Origin of the sequence: Enhygromyxa salina (genome assembly GCF_000737335.2) — a bacterium.
Lineage (GTDB): Bacteria > Myxococcota_A > Polyangia > Nannocystales > Nannocystaceae > Plesiocystis > Plesiocystis salina_C.
The window spans coordinates 123,086-143,230 of the sequence record NZ_JMCC02000004.1; the positions used below are offsets into that span (position 1 = coordinate 123,086).

At 67.6% G+C, this 20,145-nt stretch carries 14 protein-coding genes; 8 read left to right on the forward strand and 6 right to left on the reverse strand.

Annotated features, from left to right (window positions below; genetic code table 11):
• Position 1 precedes the first annotated feature (1 nt).
• Positions 2-2,050 (forward strand): alpha-amylase family glycosyl hydrolase, encoded by a 2,049-nt coding sequence (locus DB30_RS02615; protein ID WP_146657895.1) that lies wholly within the window; start codon positions 2-4, stop codon positions 2,048-2,050.
• Between the two features lie 160 nt (positions 2,051-2,210).
• Positions 2,211-2,900, forward strand: coding sequence for a hypothetical protein (locus DB30_RS02620; RefSeq protein ID WP_153258192.1), 690 nt, complete (start codon positions 2,211-2,213; stop codon positions 2,898-2,900).
• A gap of 34 nt (positions 2,901-2,934) precedes the next feature.
• On the opposite strand, the gene DB30_RS02625 is transcribed toward DB30_RS02620, so the two are convergent.
• From DB30_RS02625 to DB30_RS02635, 3 genes are all read right to left on the reverse strand, one after another.
• Positions 2,935-3,429: a hypothetical protein gene (locus DB30_RS02625; RefSeq protein WP_146657896.1), complete on the reverse strand. Its 495-nt coding sequence runs from the start codon at positions 3,427-3,429 to the stop codon at positions 2,935-2,937.
• 122 nt (positions 3,430-3,551) lie between these two features.
• Positions 3,552-6,119 (reverse strand): transglutaminase-like domain-containing protein, encoded by a 2,568-nt coding sequence (locus tag DB30_RS02630; RefSeq protein WP_052546369.1) that lies wholly within the window; start codon positions 6,117-6,119, stop codon positions 3,552-3,554.
• Positions 6,120-6,195: 76 nt separating this feature from the next.
• Positions 6,196-7,557: a DUF58 domain-containing protein gene (locus tag DB30_RS02635; protein WP_052546370.1), complete on the reverse strand. Its 1,362-nt coding sequence runs from the start codon at positions 7,555-7,557 to the stop codon at positions 6,196-6,198.
• Between the two features lie 617 nt (positions 7,558-8,174).
• On the opposite strand from DB30_RS02635, the gene DB30_RS02640 reads away from it, so the two are divergent.
• Together DB30_RS02640 and DB30_RS02645 are read left to right on the forward strand one after the other, a co-directional pair.
• Positions 8,175-10,034: a multiheme c-type cytochrome gene (locus tag DB30_RS02640; protein ID WP_146657897.1), complete on the forward strand. Its 1,860-nt coding sequence runs from the start codon at positions 8,175-8,177 to the stop codon at positions 10,032-10,034.
• A gap of 119 nt (positions 10,035-10,153) precedes the next feature.
• Entirely contained in the window at positions 10,154-11,068 is a 915-nt protein-coding gene (locus tag DB30_RS02645) for a hypothetical protein (protein WP_052546372.1), read from the forward strand.
• 135 nt (positions 11,069-11,203) lie between these two features.
• Here the strand turns inward: DB30_RS02645 and DB30_RS02650 are convergent, their stop codons facing one another.
• Positions 11,204-12,652, reverse strand: coding sequence for a PQQ-dependent sugar dehydrogenase (locus DB30_RS02650; protein ID WP_153258194.1), 1,449 nt, complete (start codon positions 12,650-12,652; stop codon positions 11,204-11,206).
• Positions 12,653-12,845: 193 nt separating this feature from the next.
• Here DB30_RS02650 and DB30_RS02655 point away from each other — a divergent pair, with 193 nt between their 5' ends.
• The 3 genes from DB30_RS02655 (at position 12,846) to DB30_RS02665 (ending at position 15,256) form a co-directional block, all read left to right on the forward strand.
• Entirely contained in the window at positions 12,846-14,432 is a 1,587-nt protein-coding gene (locus tag DB30_RS02655; protein ID WP_153258197.1) for an IgGFc-binding protein, read from the forward strand.
• Between the two features lie 227 nt (positions 14,433-14,659).
• Positions 14,660-14,899, forward strand: a complete 240-nt coding sequence (locus tag DB30_RS02660; protein ID WP_146657899.1) for a hypothetical protein — start codon at positions 14,660-14,662, stop codon at positions 14,897-14,899.
• Between the two features lie 45 nt (positions 14,900-14,944).
• On the forward strand, positions 14,945-15,256 hold the full coding sequence (locus tag DB30_RS02665) for a YtxH domain-containing protein (protein WP_052546376.1): 312 nt from the start codon (positions 14,945-14,947) through the stop codon (positions 15,254-15,256).
• A 10-nt stretch (positions 15,257-15,266) separates the two neighbouring features.
• On the opposite strand, the gene DB30_RS02670 is transcribed toward DB30_RS02665, so the two are convergent.
• Positions 15,267-17,621, reverse strand: coding sequence for an SDR family NAD(P)-dependent oxidoreductase (locus tag DB30_RS02670; RefSeq protein WP_052546377.1), 2,355 nt, complete (start codon positions 17,619-17,621; stop codon positions 15,267-15,269).
• The gene (locus tag DB30_RS02675) at positions 17,618-18,805 is read right to left on the reverse strand and encodes a DUF1214 domain-containing protein (RefSeq protein WP_146657900.1); all 1,188 of its coding nucleotides are present in this window, start codon (positions 18,803-18,805) and stop codon (positions 17,618-17,620) included. Before DB30_RS02675 ends, DB30_RS02670 begins: the two co-directional genes overlap by 4 nt.
• A gap of 87 nt (positions 18,806-18,892) precedes the next feature.
• Between DB30_RS02675 and DB30_RS02680 the strand changes: the two genes are divergently transcribed.
• A complete protein-coding gene (locus DB30_RS02680) occupies positions 18,893-20,125 on the forward strand; it encodes a DNA glycosylase AlkZ-like family protein (protein WP_052546379.1) in 1,233 nt (410 codons plus the stop codon).
• The last annotated feature ends 20 nt before the right edge of the window (positions 20,126-20,145 follow it).

A 20,145-nucleotide genomic window follows, 5' to 3' on the forward strand; every position in this document is an offset into this window, starting at 1 on the left:
GATGCCTCGCCCGATCCTGCCTTGCGTGTGTTTGGTCCTGCTCGTTGGCGCCTGTACGGGCGATGACACGGTCGATGAGAGCCTTGGCTACGGGACCGGCACCGAAGAGATCGCGACGACGACCTTCACCGGGGACGGCGATGGCGACCCGGGCGACGGGGACGGGGACGGCGACGGCGATGGCGATGGCGACGGCGACGGCGACGGCGACGGCGACGGGGACGGGGACGGGGACGGCGATGGAGACGGCGATGGGGACGGGGATGGGGACGGCGATGGCGATGGCGACCCGCTCGCCGAGCGGCCCGTCATCTACCAGCTGGTCGTCCGCCACTTCGGGAACAGCAACCAAACGCGAGCGGTCGATGGCTCGCTGGCCCAAAACGGCGTCGGCAAGTTCAACGACATCGACGACGTCGCGATTGACGAGCTCGTTGGCTTTGGCGTCACCCACGTGTGGCTGACGGGCGTGCTACGCCAGGCGACGCTGACCAACTACCAGGGCTACGGCATGCCGGCCGACGACCCTGACATCGTCAAGGGCCGCGCGGGGTCGTTCTACGCGGTCCGCGATTACTACGATGTGAGCCCTGACTACGCGATGGATCCAACCATGCGCATGCAGGAGTTTGATCAGCTGGTCGCGCGGATCCACGCCGCGCAGCTGCGGGTGCTGATCGACTTCGTGCCGAACCATGTCGCGCGCAGCTACGCCTCGGTCGTGCAGCCCGACGCCGACTTTGGGCTTGACGACGATCAGAGCGTGTTTTTCGCGCCCAGCAACAACTTCTTCTATCTGCCGGGCCAGAGCCTGAGCCTGACCAAGCCGCCGGGGTGGAACCCGCCGGGGTTCAGCTTCGACGGCGCGTTTACGCCCGAGGACGGCAGCCCCGGGAACACGCCAAAGGTCACCGGAAACAACCAAAGCTCGCCGACGCCGTCGGACACCGACTGGTACGAGACCGTCAAGCTCAATTGGGGCTTTGACTTCGCCAACAATGTAGAGGCGTTTGATCCAATGCCCGACACCTGGGTGAAGATGGACGCGATCATTGCGTATTGGCAAGACCACGGCGTTGACGGGTTCCGCTGCGACTTTGCCCACTTTGTCCCAGCCCCGGCGTGGACCTGGCTGATTGAGCAAGCCCGGGCGCGGGATCCCCAGGTCTACTTCATCGCCGAGGCGTACGCGGATCTCGACGGCTTGCTGGCCGCCGGGTTTGACGCCGTCTATCACGACGCGTCCTACGACGAGCTCAAGCGGCTCTACCAGGGCAACGCGTCGCAGAGCTCGTACGCCAATGTGATGCTCGCGCTCGACGACGCCGCGCGGCCCCGGTATGCCCAGTACCTAGAAAACCACGACGAGCGGCGGATCGCCTCGCCGATCGTCCAGGGCCCCAACCCCGACGACTCCGGGTTTGGCTCGGCGGCCGCTGGGTATCAGCTGGCGCCGCTGGCCTTCCTGTACGGCAACGGGCCCGTGCTGGTCTACAACGGCCAGGAGGTTGGCGAGGTGGGCGGCGGCGAAGAGGGGTTTGGCAAGGACGACGGACGGACCTCGATCTTTGACTATTGGTCGCTCGAGCAATTGTCGAAGTGGGTCAACGACGGGGCGTTCGACGGCGGCGGGTTGGCGCCCGAGCAGGTCGCGCTGCGGAAGTTCTATGCGGACCTGCTCGCGCTCGCGCAGGACCCTGCGGTGCTGGGATCGAGCTATTGGGGGCTGGAGTACTTCAACAATCCAGGCATGTTTGGGGACTGCCCGGATGGGTTCTATACCTTCGCTAGGTTCGAGCCGGGCGCGGGACGGCTGGTGGTCGTGGTCGCCAACTTCGCGCCGGGGCAGGCGGCTGCTGGGCCGGTGCGGCTGCCCCAGGACCTGCTGGATGCCGCGGGGTTGGCCGGGGATCTGGTGGTGCGAAGGGTGCTCGATCGCAGCGGGGCGGTGGACGTGATGGTGGGTAGCTTGGCGGCGGGGGAGCTGGTGGGTGACGGGTTTGCGGCGGATGTCGCGGATCAGAGCGCGTATGTGTTCGTGATCGAGTAGCTTCTCCGTTTTCGCACCCTCGGCCGCGGGGCGCATTTGATGCGCGCGAGGTGTGGTGGGCAGCACGGCGACTCAGGGTGCGCCGTGGGCGCGGCTGATGGCGTGCCCAAGAATCCCGTTCGGGTCTATCATGCAGTCACCTGGTGACGAATTGTCTGTCGTGGAGACATCCGTGAACTGTGGGGCCGCGCGTCGGAGGCTGCTGGCCGTGTTCGTGTCTGCGTGTCTGTGCGGCTGCTTGATCGAACCGAATACTCTGTTCGATTCGGGGGGACGCGACGGTGACCACGGCGTGGGGACGAGCGAGACAGCAGGCGATCCCACGACCGGAGATGGTGACGGTGATCCCACGACCGGTGATCCCACGACCGGCGATGGTGATGGTGATGGTGATGGTGATCCCACGACCGGCGATGGTGACGACTGCAGCGATCTCGAGGCTCCCGGGAGTGATCAATGCCCTGGGGAATGCACCAGCTGTCGGGGCAACGTCTGCGTGATCGAGTGCGCGGGCGAGTCCCAGTGCGAAGGCCAAGACATCGTCTGCCCCCAGGACTACGAGTGCGAGGTCACCTGCGAGGGCACCGACGCCTGCGACACGGGCAGCGTGACCTGCCCAGATCTCTACGCGTGCACCCTGACCTGCGAAGGGGGCAACGACGCGTGCGGCGACCTCCCGATGAGCTGTGGTCAGGGCTCGTGCACGATCAACTGCGGCGAGGCGAGTGGGGTCTGCAAGGGCGCGTCGATCAAGTGCGGAGCGGGGGCTTGCAGCGCGACCTGCTTGGACCCGACACAGCCCCCCAGCATGCCAGGCTGTGACGCGGCCTGTTCTTGCTCGCCGTGCTGAGCGTCGCGTCCGGCTCGCGGGCGACTTCGTGTCTCTACGGCTGCCGCAGCGGCCCGCCGACGCCGCGGACACCCGTAGGCGCGATCGGTCCCGAGCGCGCCGGTCCTCCACTAGCGATCGCCTCATCTCGGGCCTGGGCGTACAACATCAGCCCAAGCGTGGTGATGAGAAACGCGATCGCGCCAAAGATCGGTTGCAGCAACGAGATGTATCCGATCGTCAAGATCTGTCCGCCGATCCACGCGACCGACAATCCACCCATGACGAGGTGACCCCACATGGACCACGGCCGCCGGGCGAGCGTTGCGATTGCGACCAGCGCGGGAAATACCCCGGTGAGTGTCAGCAAGAAAAGGGCGGGGACCACATAGTTGCTAAACGGCGTGCCATCCAGCGACGCTGTGCTCCACCCCAGACTGGCGCCGTCAGGTGCTGTCAGCAACGCGACGCCGGCCATGAACCCGCCGACCGCCAGCGCGAACTCCAGCACGACGATCATACCTTCGGTGGGTGAAATTCGGGCGTCCATTCCGGTAGCCTAGCGCTTCGCACCAAAGGGCTAGCCGCAACGTCTACCCCGTGCGTGCTTGGTCGCGCGCAGTGGGTGCACGCGACCAATTGCGCGACCAATTGCGCGACCGAGTGCCAGTATTAGCGAGACCGCAGGACGGTCGTGGGATCAATGACGCCAAGTGCCCGCCGCCACAACGGCGCGGATAGGGGGAGTTCGCCGCGGACCCCCGCGAGGCCCTTGTGCCAGACACTGGTGCTGAACTCGGGCCGCTCGGGCATCGGCACGCTGGGGTCGCCAAGCGCCGCGGCCACGTGCATGGAGGTGAGCCCGGCGAGGCTGGGCGCGCGCGGATGCAGCCGACGCGCGAACGCTTCGCGAGTCTCACCGTAGCGGCGCGTGAGCCCGGCGTCGCTGAGCATGTCAATTGCCGCGCGGTAGCCAACCCGGGGCAGGTGCTTTTGCGCGGCGTACTTGGGGATCACCCGGCGCCAGATCTTGGCGACGTAGAGGACCAACAATGCAGCGAGCAGGAAGAACAAGAACCCAAAGGCCACGTCGCGGCCAAAGTTGCGGCGCTCGGCGGGCTCTTCGCCGTTCTCGCCGGCTTCGTCGGTCTCGTTGCGGGCCATGTCGCCGAGCAGGTCGGCGAGATCGTCGTCCATGGGCGTGCCGGGTGGATCCAGGTTTTGCTCGGCGGCGATGTCGAGGATGACCCAGCCAACGCCCTCCAGGTAGAGCTCGGGCCAGGCGTGAGCGTCGCCGCCACGGATCACGATCGTCGAGCCGCGCCGCTCGTCTTCCGTGATGTGGTACCCGGTGCCAACCCGCGCGGGGATGCCCAGGCTGCGCCACATGTACACGGCGGCGTGGGCAAAGTGCACGCAGTAGCCAATTCGATTGCCAAACAGGAAGTCGCCGGCTGGCTCGGGCACGCCGGCGTGGCGCTCGGCAGTTGAATAGGTCAGCTCGCGGTCCATCCACAGCTTGATCGCCAGCGCGCGCATGAATGGGTCTTGGTTGTACTGCGCGGGCAGCTCTTGAATCAGCTCATTGGCGAGGTCGCGATAGCGCGGGTCGTTGGGCAGCGCCGTGTAAAATTGCCATTGCGCGTCGGTCCAGCTTGGGTCCCCAGGCGCGTGACCAATGAGCTGCTCGAGCTCGTAGTCGGGCGCGAGCGAGACGAAGCTGTACGCTCGCAAGAACCGCGCGGGGTTGGGGTTCAGCTCCGGCTTCATGGAGATCGGGGACTCCAGCGCGAACGGCTGGGCGTGCTTGGCCAGCAACACGACGTCGGCGTGGACAGTCGTGTGCAGGGCTTCTGGGGGGATCTCGGGCACGTTCGTGGGGCGGGCCGGAAATCGCCGCAGGATGTCTTTGTCGACGTCTGGCCGAACCGGGGCGACGAGGCGTGAGCCGTTGAAGTGGGACCACGCGTCCTGACGAAAGTAGAAGGCTTGGGTGGGCGGGTTGTAGTCGTCGCCAAGCAACACCACGGCCATGGGCGCGGGCTTGGTGCCCTCGGATGGTTGTTGATCCAAGTTGGGCTGCTGCTGCTGCTGGCCCTGACCGCCGCCTTGTTGGTCTTGCTGTTGTTGGCCTTGGCCCTGGCCCTGCTGGTCTTGCTGCTGCTGGCCTTGGCCCTGGCCCTGCTGGTCTTGCTGTTGCTGCTGCTGGCCGCCGCCTTGGCCTTGCTGATCTTGCTGCTGACCCTGGCCGCCGCCTTGGCCTTGCTGGTCTTGCTGCTGCTGACCCTGGCCGCCGCCTTGGCCCTGCTGCTGGTCTTGTTGCTGCTGACCGCCGCCGCCTTGACCCTGCTTGTCCTGGTCTTGCTTTTGGCCCTGACCCTCGCCGTTGTCGGGCTTCTTGTCGCCACCGGGGCCGTAGCCGTCGCTGTCTGTTGGCTTGGGCGGATCGCCGATCTGCGACTCGGTCAGGCCGAGGTCGCTGTTGGCCTGCGGCTGCGGCAGACCCTCTACCTGAAGCAACAGCAGGGCGAGCAGGACAATGGCCCCGAGCCCGCCGATCGACGCCAGCGACACGCGCCGCTCGGACTCGGCGACCAGCAAGCTCGCAAGCACGACGACCGCGATCGCGCCGATCGTCAGGAGCACGTCGGCGGGATCGTAGCCGTGCTGCCAAGCCCAGTCGGACAGCCACAGCGGGCGGGCGATCACGCCTTCGCGGTGGCTGGCGAACATGGAGGCCACGCTGGCGCCAACAACCGCGAGCTCGAGGCCGATCAGCGCCTTGTGGCGGGCGGCCATGACCCGCAGCGCGCCCGTGACCCCGAGCGCCAGCACGAAGAAGCGCATGACCGAGCTCAGCCCCAGCGTCGCGCCGGGACCAATTGTGGCGGGGATCAGGCGGATCTCGGTCACGAAGTCCGCGAACCACCACCCAAGCCCGGCGAAGCTGACGATCGCCAAGACCAGCGCGATCAGGCGGGTCTTGGTTCGCGCGAGCAGCTCGCCGCCCGCGACACCCGCGACCGCGCCGAGCATCGCGGCGACCAGCCCTGCCGAGGTGGTAATGCCCCACGCGAGCGCGAGCGCAGCCATGGCCATGGCGCCCGCGCGGATCAGGTGCCGGCTCGAACGCAGCCAGGCGACCACGCGCTCACCGATGGTCTTGGGCGGCTTGACCGGGCGGCCGGTGTGCTCGGCCTCGAGCCGCTCGAGCTCTTGCTGTAGTTCGCGTCGACCCATCGATATTGGCTCTCTTTTTGTATCGCAGACCCCAAAGGCGCGCTGGGCGATGCACGGCGCGGAGTTTGGGTCTGCGCTACTGGTTTCCCTTGGCTCCTAGCGCGGTGAGATGCCCGCCCGCGAACACGCGACCAGCGGCGCGATCGACCACGATCACGTTGCCGATGCTGGACAGCGTGCGCACGACCTCGCCGACTTGTTCGGTGGTGACCGGGGCGGTCGCGCCCGGCGGGATGTCGGGGGCGGCTTCACGGATAGCGAGCCGCGCCAGCCACTTGCGCTTGGGTGGGGGCGTGATCCCGTCGGTGCCAACCACGAAGTCGATCCGGCCGCCGCGCCCACCCACGTGCTTGCACTGCTCGGTCACGCTGGTCAGCCAGGGACCCGGGCGGCCCGGCACGAACACGACCGCGCGGCCGATGCTGGCCGCCTGACCGCGGCGCTGCAAGAACGCGCCAAGGCCCTTGCCGCCGACGGGCTCTTGGACCTCGGCCGAGCGCGCGAGCACGTCGACGGCTTGATCCTTGCGGGTCGCGTCGTCGTTGCTGCCGTCGGCGCCCAGCACCCAGTCGGTGCCCAGGGCGCCAAGCTCGACAGCCAGCCGCGCGGCGCCGGCCGCTGGCTCGTCGCTGCCGCCGGCGACCAAGTACGCGCAGGTCTGACGGATCGGGCTGAGCGCGCGCTCGGGTGCACGCACGACCAGCTGACGGGTGCGCGCGAACACCTTCCACAGCACGAAGCGGATGGGATCGCCCGGGGTGTAGGCGCGCAGATCGTAGAGCTCGCCCTCTTGCGGGCCCTCTGGGTGCGAGATGTCGTCGCCGCCGGCCATCCCGCGGATCACGTCGACGCGCTGGAGCTGACCCACCGAGGGCACGAAGCGGACCTTGCGTTGCTCGGCCACGCGCAGGCGGATCTGCGAGAGCCCAAAGATGTCGCCGATCTCGAGCTCGCGGACCACCGCGCCAACCCGGCCGCGCCGCGAGGCGATCACCTCTTCGCGCAGGCGCCCGCGCTGGGGCACGATGCGGACCTGGGCCTCGGGCTCGAGCCAGCGCCAGCTGATTGCCACGAACGGCAGCCAGCGCAGGCGCGGCAGCCAATACCCGGTGGCCACCGGATACCCGCACTCGACGTCGAGCGAGCCCTCTGCCGGGCGGTTGCGCTGACGCAGCCACAGCACCAGCGCGCCGGTCAGCGTGGCGAGCAGGCCGAGCGCCGCGATCCCAACCCCGACGGCGCCGACGACCAACAGCACCAGATCGATCTGGCCAAACCCGTAGTTGATCAGCGCGTGCGCGCAGCCCAGCGTGACCAGCAGCCCCAGCGGGGTGATCGGGAACGGGCCCATCGCGCGGGTCATGAAGCGCTTGGCCGAAGCCCAGGCCCGGCTGAGCTTGGTGTTGCGGGACGGGCGGGCTTTCGCGGAGCGGGGCACGATAGTTGCGCGAAGGCTAGCAGTATTTTTGACCCCCACAGAGACTTTGGACTTCGCCGACTGCAGCCGCTTCGCGTCTGGTCGCTTCGCTCCTCGGGGCTGGCTGTTCCACAGTATATTACCCCCACAGGGACCGTGGCACTTCGCCGACTGCAGCCGCTTCGCGTCTGGTCGCTTCGCTCCTCGGGGCTGGCTGTTCGCGGTCGCATGTTTGGCCCCCTGGAAGGGGGCTCGGGTGGCTTCGGCGAACGCTGGGGCAGGGGGATCCTCGAGCCTCCACAGACACCTTGGCACTTCGCTGGCTTTGGTCGCTGGAAGGGGGCTCGGGTGGCTTTGGTCGCTGGAAGGGGGCTCGGGTGGCTTCGGCGAACGCTGGGGTAGGGGGATCCTCGAGCCTCCACAGACACCTTGGCACTTCGCTGGCTTTGGTCGCTGGAAGGGGGCTCGGGTGGCTTCGGCGAACGCTGGGGTAGGGGGATCCTCGAGCCTCCACAGACACCTTGGCACTTCGCTGGCTTTGGTCGCTTCGCTCCTTGGGGGCTCGAGGGGATGGCTGGGGGGCGTTCGGTCGCGCTAGGGACGCTTTTTCGGGGGCTCGGCGTGATAGGGTCCGGCCTGTGACGACCTTGCCGCGGCCGTGGGCTGTTACCTTTGTGTTGGGTGCTGTCGGGTTGGCCGCGCTGTGGGTGACGGCTGGCTCGAGCAGGCCGGCTCAGGCGTCGCCGACGGAGTCGCTTCAAAATCCGCTGACCTTGGACTTTCAGTGCTCGGGCTGCCACCAGTTCGCGAACAACCCGCTCGCGGAGGATCTGCCGCCGCATGCTCCGGCGGCGTACTTTGGCACGCTGATGGCCAACGCGGCCCGGGATCCGGTGTTTTGGGCTGGGGTCGCGCTGGCCTCGGACGACTACCCCGGCGAGACCGAAGACTGCGTGCGTTGCCATGCGCCGCGGGCGTTTCTCGAGGGGCGCGGCGACGCGATCGCCATGGATGAGCTGATCCCGCCGGACTTCAACAGCGTCAGCTGCGAGGTCTGCCACCGGGCGATCGATGACGGCGTCACGCCGCCGGGCAACGCTCGCTTCGTGCTCGATGACACGCTCGTCGATGGCGAGCCGGCGCGGCGCGGACCGTGGGGGTACGTCGATCCCGAAGGGCCCCCGCTGCCGCCCCATCCGATCATTCAGGACCTCGAATTTCTGCCCAGCTCGCGGATGTGCGGGACCTGCCACGACGTCACGACGGGTCGGGCCCGCCTCGACGATCAGGGCGCGCCGATCGGCGTGAACTTCAACGAGCAGCGGACCTACAGCGAGTGGTTGGGCAGCGTCTACGCGCAGCCCGGCGACGAGGCCCAGACCTGCCAGGACTGTCACATGGCGCTCGTCGAGGTCCCGGCCGCGGGCTGCATGGAGTACGAGAACATCGGCGAGTTCGCCGAGTCCGGGGCCCGGCGACACTTGATGCTTGGCGCCAACATGCAGGCGCTGCGGGTGATCGCGGACAACTCCCCAGGGGCCAACGGCAACGCGATCGACGTCGCGCTGGGGCTGTTCGATGAATTCCTGGCGACCGCCGCCACCCTCGAGGTGCAGTTTCCGGCGGCCGTGGATCTGCAAGCTGGGATCGACGCGCTGGACGTGCGCGTGACCAACAACACCGGCCACAAGCTGCCAACTGGCTACAGCGAAGGTCGGGTGATGTGGCTCGAGGTCACGGCTCGCTACGCGGGGGAGATCGTGTGGTCTTCGGGGCTGTGGGACGGCGCTGAGATCGAGCAAGACAGTCAGCTGCGCAGCTACGAAGGCGTGGCCCAGCGCTGGGCCGACGGGACCCGCAACCACTTGCTGCTCAACGACCACTGGGTTCACGACACCCGGATCCCACCCAAGGGGTTGGTCCAGGACATTCAGACTGATCCGGTCGGTGATCGCTACGCGCCGCTGCCCGACGACACCTGGCCACACTACGATGATCACAGCTATGCGTTTGGCCCGGTGTCAGTCGTGGACGTGACGCCCGACGACGCCAGCGACGACGAGCTCGAGCTCGAGCTGCGGCTCTTGTATGTGATCAACACCCAGAGCTACCTCGACCAGCTGCGCGATGACAACGACGTCAACGACGCCGGGCAGGCGGTCCACGACATGTACATGGACGACGGGGGGCCTGCGCCGATGGTGCTGAGCACGGCCGCGGTCACCGTCCCGCTCACGGGGCTCGAGCAGCCTGATCCTGGCGATGGGGATGGCGATGGGGATCCGGGCGACGGCGACGGCGACGGCGATGGGGATCCTGGGGATGGCGATGGCGACGGGGATCCGGCCGGCATGACCAGCGAGAGCGGCGGCGAAGCGGCGGGTGGCAACGACGACGGCGGCGGGTGTGGCTGCGCGGTCGGTGGCGCGGGCGGTCCGTTGACGCTCGGGGTCGGGTCGCTGCTGCTGTTGCTCGGCGTCCGCCGACGGCGGCGTTGATCTGCCCACGAGACCCCGCAGAACGCCGTCCGCGCCCACGCCTGGCCGGAAGCTTGGATCTTGGGCCCCGGCGCCGTGATCGAATCCCCTGCGTCCTGGCACAACCAAGCCGAGCCCCCATGACCACCTCGCGCTTGATCCTGACCTTGTCCTTGTCGCTCTTCACCGGCCTGACCGTCGCCGCTTGCGATGGCGGCGGCGATGCAGATGGCGGCGGCGCCACCAGCCCCGAGGGGCGCGCCTGCGAGGTCTCGGGCGAGGCCATCACCTGCGACGAGGCCACGGGCACGGCGTCGTACTGCGGCTACATGGAGCTGTACGAGGCCCAGGACAACTACGGCGATCTGTCGCAGGGTCCGTGCATCAGCGTCGAGGAGATCGAGTGCGAGCCCGGCGACTATCGGCACGAGGGCCCGACCAGCGACCCCACCGGCGAAGATCTGTGCCCGGGCATCGACTACCACTGCCAGGTCGTTGGCGGCGAGCCGATCTGGGTCGAGCAGCTGTGCAACACACCGTTGGTGCTGCGCTTCGATCAGCGCCCGATCGAGATGATCGCCCAAGAGTCCACGCCCGCGGCGACCTTCGACATCAACATGCGCCCGAACTCGTGCATCACCACCGACTGGCCGACGGCGGCGACGCCCTGGCTGGTCGTCGACCTCGACGGCAACGGCAGCATCGATGGCGGCAACGAGCTGTTTGGCTCGGGCTCGCGGCTGACCAACGGTCGCCACGCCGAGCATGGGTTCGCGGCGCTCGCCGAGTTCGACAGCAACGCCGACGGCAGCGTCGACTCCAGCGACGCCCGGTTTGGTGAGCTGATGCTGTGGCGCGACTGGAACGCCGACCGCCTGTCGACGTCCGGCGAGCTCGAGCCGCTCGCCAACGCGGGGGTCGAGCGCCTCGCGGTAGATTATTGGGTCCAGACCGAGTGTGACGAGCGCGGCAACTGTGGGGTCCAGCGCTCGGCCTTCGAGTTCGCTGGCGGCAGCGTGGGCGAGGTCGTCGACATCTACCTCAGCTGCCAGTAGCCGGTCGTTGGTCGATCAGGTCGGCATTGCGGGCGCGAGAGCTGTCCAAGCCATCCGAACGAGCCGCTCTCGGGGGCCATGATGTCCTCGCGGACAACATGGCCCCTGGGAACGAACAAACACCCGATGTGGGCGCTAATTCGTGGGCACGATGCGGTAGATGCTGCCGTTCGCGGTGCCGATGAACACGTCACCCCAGGCGTTGCCGCCGAACCCGAGCACGTTGTCGAACACCGGCGTGTCGAGCACCTCGCCGTCGGGATCGAGCAACGTCGTCGTGGTTCCGTCCCAGGTCAGCGCGTCGACGCGGCCGTTGCAGTAGTCGCCGAAGAAGTAGGTGCCGCTCCAGGTGGGGACCTCGCAGCTGCGGTACACGTTGCCGCCGGTGACCGAGCAGTTGTTCTGACCGTGGCCGTAGTCGTGGATCGGGTAGGTCAGGCCGTCGGCGTTGACCTGGCCCGCGGTCATCGGGCTGCCGGCGATGCACGGCGCGCCCTGGAAGCACGAGAAGCCCTCCATGTCGCTCCAGCCGTGGTCCGAGCCGGCGACGACAACGGCGATCTCCTCGCGGGCGTTCTGGCCGACGTCGCCCACGTAGAGCTCGTCGGTCTCGAGGTCGAACGCGAACCGCCACGGGTTGCGGAACCCGAGCGCCCAGATCTCTGGGGCGACGCTGTCGTCACTCAAGAACGGGTTGTCGGCCGGGATCCCGTAGTCGAAGGGCCCGTACTGCGGGCAGCCCTGGCACGAGACCGGGTCCTTGTCGGCGACGCCGGTCGGCTCGACGTCGATGCGCAGCATCTTGGCTAGCAGCACGCCAAAGTCGCGGCCGGTGTTGAACTGATCGTTCGCGGCTCCGCCGTCGCCCATGCCGATGTACAGATAGTCGTCGGGGCCAAACGCGATCATGCCACCGTCGTGGTTGGGCGCTGGCTGATGCAGCTCGAGGACCACGCGCTCGCTCCCGTCGACGGCCTCGTTGGCGTTGAGGTCGATCGTGAACTCGGAGATCCGCGTCATGCTCTCACCTTGCGGCGAGTAGTTGATGTAGACGCGCGGATCGTCGGGGTAGAGCGGGTGGAACGCGAACCCGAGCAGGCCAAACTCGCTCTGGGTCGTGACGTTGACGCTCAAGAACGGGTTGGGCTGCTCGTCGCCCGTGTTCATGTCAACGACCAAGATGTCGCCGCCGCGATCGACCACGTAGAGCTCGTCGGGCTTGGTCGGGTGGCCGGTCACGAGCAGCGGCTCGCCGAGCCCGCTGGCGATCAGCTCGGTCGAGATGCCGCTCGGGTTGTCCACGGCGGTGTAGGGGCAGGGCGGGGGCATCGGGTGGGGGTCGCCGTCTCCGTCGCCATCGCCGTCGCCGTCGCCATCTCCGTCGCCGTCGCCGTCTCCGGGATCGCCATCGCCATCGCCGTCGCCGTCGCCATCGCCATCGCCATCGCCGTCTCCGTCTCCGTCTCCGTCTCCGGTCGTGTCGGTGGTGGTGGTGTCGGCGGGTGTGTCATCGTTGCAAGCGAGCGCGCCAGCGAGGCTCAAGCTCGCGAGCACACAAGAGATGCGAAGGGTATGTCGAGTCATGGCGCAGATGGTCCCTCGCGAGGGCGCGATCGCCAATGCGTGGTCGACGGGGTTGACGCACACCCACGGCCGCTGGGGTGCTCGCGGGCAAGTCGCGCGGCTCTTGCCAACGTGCACAATTCTCACGATCCACGATCTCGCGGCTGCCCCCCTCGGGCCGATTCGTGTTCGCGAGCTTGATATGCTGCACCCGATGGCGCGCAAGATGGTCCGATTTGGCTCGTTGTTGGGTTCTGCAGCGAGCCTGCTCGCGCTCGGGTGCGGCGGCCCGCAGGGTGACAGCAGCAGCAGCAACGGCGACGGCGTGAGCCTGAGCGAGACGGGAATCACCAGCGTTGGCGACGGCGACGGCGACGACAGCCCCGGCGACGGTGACGGCGACTCTGGTGACGGCGACGGTGATCCGGGCGACGGCGATCCGGGCGACGGCGACGGCGCCAAATTCGACCTTGCGAGCTTGCCCGACGCGGGCGGCGACCCGGTGCTGCCAACGATCCCCGAGACCTGCGACCAAGCGCTGATGATCGCGAGCACGGTTGGCTGTGAATTCCACGCCAACAAGATGCAGAACTTCATCGAGGAGCCAAGCTCGCTGGTGCTCGGCAACGTGTCCGAGGACAACATTGCGAGCATCAACGTCTACTTTGGCGCGAACGGAGGCGAGCAGCTGGTCGCTGGCCCCGTCGACATCCCGCCCGGCGGCACCTACGAGTACGTGATGGGCATGCCCGGGCAGCCAGGCACCGGCTCGGTCCACCGGACCGGCGGCGCGTTCAAGGTTGTCAGCGATCGCCCGATCGTGGCCTATCAGCACTCACCGATCATGGCCGAGGCCCACAATGACTCGTCCATGCTGATCCCCGATCACGCCCAGGGTCAAAACTACATCGCCGCAACCTATACCCACAATGTCTCGGGTCCGCCCTATTTCAACGTGGTCGGCATCCACGACAACACCATGGTGACCTGGGAGCCGCCGCAGGCGACAACGGCCGGACCCGGGGTCCCGGCGGTCCCGGCGTTTGGCATGGGTCAGGTCCAGATCAACGCCTATGACATGCTGCAGGTCGTCACGCCCAACGACATGTCGGGCACGATCATCACCACCAGCGAGCCGGCCTGGGTGGTCGCGGCGATGCCCTGCGTCAATGTGCCCAATGGCGTGACCTTTTGTGATCACATCGAAGAGCAGCTGCTGCCGCTCGAGTATTGGGGCATGGAGTACGTCGCCGCTCACGCGCCGCAGCGCGGCAACGAGAGCTACTACTGGCGGGTGTTCTCGGGCGCCGACGCGGTCACGGTGATCACGGATCCGCCGCAGCCCCAGACCCCGGTCGTGCTCGATCGCGGCGAGTTCATCGAGTTCTCGACCCAAGACAGCTTCATCATCCAGGCCGACGGGCCGTTCATGCCCGTGCAGTACCTCGAGGGCCAAAACGGCGGGGCGGGGACCGGGGATCCGGCCTCGTACCAAATGGTGCCAACCGAGCAATTCCTGCCTCGCTATGTGTTTGTCACGGGGTCCGGCTACGACCTCAACTACGTCCAGATCACGCGTCCGCTCGGGGCCGCAGATGTGTTCGTCGATGGTGTGCTCGTTGATGGGTATTATACCGTTGGGGCGTTCGAGGTCGCGGACTGGTCGATCGGCTCGGGCGCGCACGTGGCCGACAGCGCGGCGCCGTTTGGCGTGACGCAGGTCGGCTATACAGACGTGACCTCGTACGCGTACCCGGGCGGGCTGCGGCTGGCGAAGATCAACCCAAATCCGCAGGGCTGAGGCGCGGCGGCCTGGCGCGCAGTGTCACAATGATCCGGCGTAACCCTTGCGCGGATCAACGACCTGCGCCGCGTGCAAAGCTCGCTCAGACTAGAGGCCAAGGAGACCCTCCATGGCCCGATTTGTGACCCTTCCATTCCGACGATGCGCACCCGAAGGCGAGGTGGGTCATCGTGGCACCCCAACGCGCTGAGCCTACCCACAATCGCGACCGCAAGGCCCCGCGAGTGAGGACAGCCGACGCTGAACGAGCGGCGCAAACGGCGATTCAGCGCGGCCTCGATCGTGTGCGCGAAGGCGTGCGTCGGCGCCCGCTCACGGCCGTGGGCGGCGCGCTGCTCGCCGGGTTCGTGATTGGCAACGGCACGCCCCGCTTCGTTGCGCAGACGGCCTTGAGCATGGGCCTGCGTGCGTTACTCGGGCGCGTGTTCGCGGACGGCAGCGCGGCCCTCGATTCGCTCGACTAGCTTGACCCGGACTCCCAAGAATCAAAGCAAACGACAAGGAACGCCATGAACATCGACAATCTCACTGACATCTCGCGCTCGGACGTGCTCCGGGCGCTCGGCCTGGGCCCGCGGGCAAGCGACTACATGTGGCCGGCGCTGGGCGTGTTCGCTTCGGGGCTCGTGTTGGGTGCTGGCGCGGCGCTGCTGTTTGCGCCCAAGTCCGGCGCCAAGCTACGCGCCGAGATCCGCGACGAGCTGCGCACGCAGATCGAAGAGATCGAACGAAAGCTGGGCATGATGAAGACCGACGAGGACGAGCCCGACCCCGACGAGGTGGAAATGAACGAGGAAGAAGGACAAGAGCAGGCCGCCTGAGCGGCGTCAGTCAGTCGGCTGCGGCCGCCCCGGTTGCGGACGGCGGGTCGTGCTCGTGCGCGTTCGAGATGCGCGCGCAGGTGTCCCACACGGCCGCCGCAAATTTGGGATCCGTCGCCGCAGCCGACATCGGTCGCGGCCGCAGCATGTGCAAGTACTCCCCAGCGTGGCCCGCGAGCGCGGGGGCGCAGGCCAGATAGTCAACCGGGGCGGACGCCTCCTCGGGCGACTTGAAGGTCAGCCGCATCAGCGGATCCAGCCACGGCCGCATCCACTTGGGGGCCTCGCGCGCGAGGCTGCTGGCGACCGGGCCGGGACATAGAATGTGGACCGCCAGCCATGGGATCGGCGAGCCTTGCTCACCCTCGGCGATCAGCTGGCGCAGGTGGACCCCGAGCGCGCACAGCTCGAGCTTGCTGCGGCCATACTCGCGCATGCCGTCGCGCACGCCGTATTTGAAGTAAGCACCGATCTCCTCCACCGAGGTTGGCGGGGCCGAGCGGTGCGCTTCGGAGCTGACGATCACGACCCGAGGCTGGGCGTCGTTGGTGGCGGCGGGCCGCAGCACCCCGTCCGCGATGAAGCGCCGCAGCAGCGTGGCGTTGGCGAGCACGTGGACCGCAAACATGACCTCGTAGCCCTGCGCGGACGGGCGGTCGCTCAGCGGCATCAGCCCCGCGTTGAGCACGACCACGTCGAGCCGAATGCCGTCTTTGCGCAGGGCCCCACACAGCTGATCAATGCTGTGGAGATCCGCGAGGTCGACGTGACGCATTGTGATGTTGGGGTTGCCGGTCTCGGCGATCAGCGTGTCCGCTGTGTCCGGGATCCCGCTGCGGCAGGCCAGGATCAGGGTGGCCCCGCGCCGGGCCAGCGACCGCGCCGTGGCCAAGCCCAGCCCCGTGTTTGCGCCGGTCACCAGGCACACCCGGCCATCCATACGGATTGAAGCATCGAGCGGCTTGAGGTCGCCCGCGCGCTTGCGCCTGAGGAGCAGATCGAACGCGCCGGTCAGCGTGGCCGCGATCGGGTTTTGGTGACCGACGCCCGTGGCTTTGGCGTCTTGGGTGGAGCCGGCTGCGCGCGCTGTGTGGGGCCGATTCTCTGACTCGTTCGCTGGCATGGCGGGGATGGATGACGTCGCTGGCATCTCGCGCAGGAACCCGAGCGTATCATTGACGCCCGCGGGTGACAGGCCGAAGTCGGAGAGCTCATAGCGATGCACGCCGTGCCGATTCACCTTGTTGGCGCCGTCGTGCTCGCGCATGCTGGCGACGACCGCGTCCGTGAGTTGCAGACCCGCCGCGGCGTAGATTCGCGCGACCTCGCCAATTGGATCCTCGAGCAGGTCTGCATAGAGCACGTCGCACACGCGCAGCTGACCCTGCTCGCGGACCGAGCTTGCGCGCTGTCCAACATGGCGGATCTTCGCGAGCCAATGCTGCCCGACCTCGAGCGGATCAACCTGATCACTGAAGATGCCCCGCGCGTGCGCGACCATGCTGCAGAACGAGGCCGTGGTCGCCAGCGGGTCGCGGTGGGTCTGGACGATCGTCAGGTCAGCGAACACCTTGGCGAGCGTGTCGAGGTGCTCGAGGTGGTGCGGCGTCTTGAGCACCCACCGCAGCGCCGGCCGCTGCCACATGAGCAGCTGCATGCAGCGCGCGAGGTACTCGTACGCAAATTGGGGGTCCTGCGCCTGGGCCCACGCCGCGTAGGTGGGCACGTGCATGATCGACTCCGGGGTCTGGCTGAGAAAGCACAGATCCAAGAGCAGAATGTCTTCTTCGGGCGCGTCGTACTCGATTGGATGCACGATGAAGAAGTCCGGCGCCATGTAGCTGGCCGCGCCCTGGGCAAGTCGGGCCCGGCGAATCCGCGTGGCCGCGCCGGTCCGACCCTCGGACTGGGTTGGCGCGGGACACAGGGCCTCCCAAGATCGCAGCGCCCGCGTGTCTGGATCCGCGGCGAGCAGCCGGTGGAGCTTGGTCGTGCCCGTGCGCTGAAACCCGGCGATGGCGATCACCGGACCCAGCTCGATCTCGTTGATCTCGGGGTGTTCAGTGAACCATTGCTCGATCCGCAGCCGGGTCTGCAGCGCCTCCAAAATCCGGGTGCGCTGGACCACGGCGCCAAGCGGGTTGAGCTTGGCTTCATGGGTCATGGACCACAGCAGCTGGCGCAGCGGCTCGCGGTAGCGGGGATCCCCAAAGTCCGACAGCCCGGTCTTGTCGCGGGCGGTCTGCTCGAGCTCGTCGATCTCGAACGGCCGCGCCGCGTGAAGCTGGCCAACCCGGTTGAACCAGCGCAGCGGCGCCGGCCGATGGGGGTTGGCGTAGTCGCGCGAGGTCTCGCGCGCGCTCATGACAGCGCCTCGCGCTGCAGCTGGGCGAGGGGGACCACGCGCGTGCCCGGCTGCGGATGCTGCGTGGCGCGGACCCAGCGAAAGCACATCGTCCCCGACTCGTGGCCAAGGGTACGGATCCAGTTTGGCGAGCCGGGGTCCGCGTGGGCAACGACTATGCGCACGGATCCATCGGACTCATATTCTGCGCTGTGCTTGTTCACGTGCACCTGAAAGTGGCGGTAGTCGAGGGACTCCATCCAATAATTGTTGAGCTGAAAATTCCAGTGCTCGCACGCGGGCGGCGTGACCTCTATGACCAGGGCTTGGTCGGGCGCGAGCGCCCAGTGTGAGTGATAGTAGACAATGTTTGGATCGCCGCCGGCCGCCGTTGATCGCTCGGGGTCGAACATGGGCAATTGATTGGAGTGGGACTTGAAGTCCCGCGCCCACTTGGCGAACAACAGCGAGGCCCCCGCGACCAGCGAGCTGGTCGCGCGCAGGCCCTCGTCGAGCATGGCGGGGGTCAGCGGCTGCGGGGTCGCGTCTTGGTCAATACACTCGATCGTCAGCTCTGCCGGCTGCTCGTTCGCGCGATCCAAGAAAGTCTGACGCACCACCAAGGTCCCGCTCTCGGGCGTCATGGGCAGCCAATTGCCCGGCTGCTCCGTCGCGCTGATGATGATCTCGAAGCTGCCGTCGTCCTCCACGTGTAGCTGCGAGCCCTCGATATAGCCGGTCGGTGGCATGCCGCCGCCCTGGCCATAGTGGCCGATCATGCTGCCAAAGCTGAGGTACGCGATCGTGTTGCGCTGGCCCCGAATCCGGTACTCGAGGGCGCCGCTGATCCGCGCCGTCTGGTAGTAATTGTCGGGGTTGTCGCTGCCCATCTTCACGGTCTCGTGGACCACCCGATGCAAGACCGGCCGGGCTGGATCGGCGTATTCGACGAAGGCCTCGAGCCCCGCGCGGGTCAGCCGGGACAGGTAGCGGTAGCCCTCGGCTTGATCAAAGGGGGTCTGCGGCGTGCCCGGAAAGCTGAGCGACGCGCCAGCGGCCTTGAGCGTGTCGCAAAACTCGGCCCAGCTCTGTCCGCTCGTGATTCGGGCGGCGGCTTGGTCTTCGGGGGTCTGGCCCCGCAGCTCCATCCACCAACGCGAGGTCCGGCGATACTGATCCAAGGCAGTGATGAGTGCGCGCCGCATCGCCGCGGTTTACCAGGTTGGACACACGATCTCCACGCGCCGCGGCTTGCGGTTGATCTCGCGCACGCGGTCTTGGATGATCCGCCAATGAGCAGCGAGATCCTCAGTCGGGCGGCCGCCCTGCGAGCCTGGGCGGGCCACCAGGGCTTCGGCGCGACCACGGATCGCAGCGCTCAGACGATCGCGAGCAAGCACACCTGGGTCCGGACGCTTGGCGGTGCGGATCCCTACTTCGCGTTGTTCGCTCGCGGGGCCGCGCCGCAGCTCGAGCCGATCTCCGCGGCCGTGCGCGCGGGCGAGCTGCGCGTGACGCCAGCCGTTCGCGGCTGCATGTACTTGGTCGCGGCCGAGCACGCAGATCTGGCCCTGAGCCTGGCCTACCACGGCAGCAACAAGCGAAACCAACGCGACATCGAGAAGGCCGGCGGCACCGCCAAGCAGATCGACAAGACCGCCAAGGCGATCCTGCGCGCGCTCGAGGACGGGCCCCAGACCACCGCCGAGCTGCGCAAGGGCGCCGCGGCCAAGGCGATCGTGAGCTTTGGCGACAAGGGCAAGAAGGTGGGGCTGAGCTCGTCGCTGCCGATCGCGCTGCGCCAGCTCGAGTTCGACGGCGCGATCGAGCGGACCCCGATCGAGGGCCGGCTGGACACGGAGAGCTACCGCTGGTCGGTGCGCCAGACCAAGCTGACTCGCCACGCACCCGCGGACGCCGAGCGGGCGATCGCGGCGCTGTTCTTCGCGCACCACAGCCCCGCGAGCTTCGAGCACTTCGTGGCGTGGTCGGGGCTCGGCAAGAAGGTGGCGAAGGCGGCAATGGCCGAGCTCGACTTGGTTCAGGTCGAGGTTCAGACCCACGCCAACGAGCGCGAGCCCATGTGGGCGACCCCGGCCGCGATGAAGCTGGCCAACAGCAAGGCCAAGCCCAAGGGGGTCGCGCTGCTGGGGCTGCAGGATCTCTACTTGGTCGTGCGCGGCGGCCCGGCGGATGTGTGCCCGGCCGCCCACCTGGATCTCGAGATTCCGCGCTGGGGCCCGATGAGCGGCGGCTCGATCCGCGCGACCCAACACCCGCACCTGCGCGCGCTGCTCGTCAACGGGATGCTCGCGGGGTTTTGGGATGTCAACGCGAGCATGGACGAGCAGGTGCTCGCGTGGCTCGATGCCCCAAGCAAGACGGTCGCGCGCGCGGCCGAGAAGCAAGTTGCGGGGTTGCGCGGGTTCATGGCCACGCAGCTGGGCCACGCGAAGACCTTCTCGATCGACAGCGACGCGAAGATCAACGCGCGACTCGAGCTGGTCCGCGGACTGGGTCGCTGACTGCTTGCTACAATGCCAGG

Bases quoted from the DNA above. Each gene is read 5' to 3' on its own strand.
- DB30_RS02615 (WP_146657895.1), top strand. From the start codon at position 2: ATGCCTCGCCCGATCCTGCCTTGCGTGTGTTTGGTCCTGCTCGTTGGC.
- DB30_RS02625 (WP_146657896.1), bottom strand. From the start codon at position 3,429: ATGGACGCCCGAATTTCACCCACCGAAGGTATGATCGTCGTGCTGGAG.
- DB30_RS02630 (WP_052546369.1), bottom strand. From the start codon at position 6,119: ATGGGTCGACGCGAACTACAGCAAGAGCTCGAGCGGCTCGAGGCCGAG.
- DB30_RS02645 (WP_052546372.1), top strand. From the start codon at position 10,154: ATGACCACCTCGCGCTTGATCCTGACCTTGTCCTTGTCGCTCTTCACC.
- DB30_RS02650 (WP_153258194.1), bottom strand. From the start codon at position 12,652: ATGACTCGACATACCCTTCGCATCTCTTGTGTGCTCGCGAGCTTGAGC.
- DB30_RS02655 (WP_153258197.1), top strand. From the start codon at position 12,846: ATGGCGCGCAAGATGGTCCGATTTGGCTCGTTGTTGGGTTCTGCAGCG.
- DB30_RS02665 (WP_052546376.1), top strand. From the start codon at position 14,945: ATGAACATCGACAATCTCACTGACATCTCGCGCTCGGACGTGCTCCGG.
- DB30_RS02670 (WP_052546377.1), bottom strand. From the start codon at position 17,621: ATGAGCGCGCGCGAGACCTCGCGCGACTACGCCAACCCCCATCGGCCG.
- DB30_RS02675 (WP_146657900.1), bottom strand. From the start codon at position 18,805: ATGCGGCGCGCACTCATCACTGCCTTGGATCAGTATCGCCGGACCTCG.
- DB30_RS02680 (WP_052546379.1), top strand. From the start codon at position 18,893: ATGAGCAGCGAGATCCTCAGTCGGGCGGCCGCCCTGCGAGCCTGGGCG.